Raw genomic sequence first — 1,134 nt, 5'->3', positions numbered from 1 at the left:
GCTACTCTACCTCCAGCAACTGCCGGCGCAGCAGGTCAAGATCGACCGCAGCTTCACCCAGGGCCTCCTCGATGACCCCGTCTCCGGCCGGATCGTCGGGGCGACCGTGGGAATCGCCGCCAGCCTGGGCATGGAGACCGTCGCCGAGGGCGTGGAGACCGCTGCGGAGGCCGAGGCCCTAAGCCGGCACGGGGTGGACCAGGCACAGGGCTTCTACTACGCCCGGCCCATGCCGCCGGGCGACCTCTGGCCGCGCCTCGGGGCGGCGGCTCCCGCCTGATCCGCCGGCGCCCTCGCGGACCACCCGCGAGGCGCGCAGCGCAGCCAGTTAGCCGGCCGCGGCCTTCCGCTGCACGGAGACATGCTGCCGCCTACAACCACCACATTCCCCCGCGTGCGCTCGGGCGTGTCACCCCCTGTTGTCCATGACCACCATCTTGGAGGGTCAGTAGACGGGGCCGCTAACAGAGCAAGCCCTGCTACAAGCGGAACTTGCTCCGGATGCCACAAACTGTGCCGTAGCGGTGCCGGCATCCCCCCCAGCCTCCTCGCCTCTGAGTCGACCAGGATTCCACAGAACCTGTGGATAACCGTGTGGAGAAAGTTTGCCGAACCCGCTCCGCGAGGGCCTTCGAGGTCTATTGGACAAAGACTACCCACCCACAAAACGCCAAAAATCAGTACCTTGCGAACAAGCCTCCAGATGTCAGCGGCTTAAGCGGGGTCTCGCATCGCCTGTGCAGAAATAACCGTTCTGGTTCTGCGTCGAGCGGGCACGCCAACCCTGCACGCCTTCGCGTGCGCATGAACGAGGCTCAGCGATTCACCCAAGCAACACCAGCAGCCAAAGCGCGACGGCATTGACGATCGCCACGAACACCGCTGCCGACCCCAGATCCTTGGCCCGCACACCATGCGCGGCACCCTATCACCCCGGGTGCCCCCACGCCGGCGACGGGGGCTTCGCAAAGCGCCCCGTCATGCCCACCCAGCTTCGAGTGCGTTACCCTTAGCCTTCGGATGGACACCCTGATCGATGCCGGCCAAGGAGAGCGTCCCACGTATGATTCCGCGTAGAAACGGTTCGCGCCAAACCGCCTTCACCACCCCACCCTACCGGGCTGACTGACCACT

General features: G+C 66.0%; 2 protein-coding genes. One reads left to right on the top strand and one right to left on the bottom strand.

The window, feature by feature from the left end:
* Positions 1 to 280, top strand: a 280-nt coding sequence (locus LRG07_RS13660) for an EAL domain-containing protein (protein WP_238642744.1), incomplete at its 5' end; no start/stop codon positions are given.
* A gap of 543 nt (positions 281 to 823) precedes the next feature.
* Here the strand turns inward: LRG07_RS13660 and LRG07_RS14125 are convergent.
* Entirely contained in the window at positions 824 to 910 is an 87-nt protein-coding gene (locus tag LRG07_RS14125) for a diacylglycerol kinase (RefSeq protein ID WP_201241715.1), read from the bottom strand.
* Positions 911 to 1,134 lie beyond the last annotated feature (224 nt).

The organism is Halorhodospira sp. 9622 (genome assembly GCF_022228025.1).
GTDB lineage: Bacteria > Pseudomonadota > Gammaproteobacteria > Nitrococcales > Halorhodospiraceae > Halorhodospira > Halorhodospira halophila_A.
The sequence above is the reverse complement of the archived record's forward strand: the minus strand, read 5'-3'. Positions and strand labels throughout refer to the sequence as shown.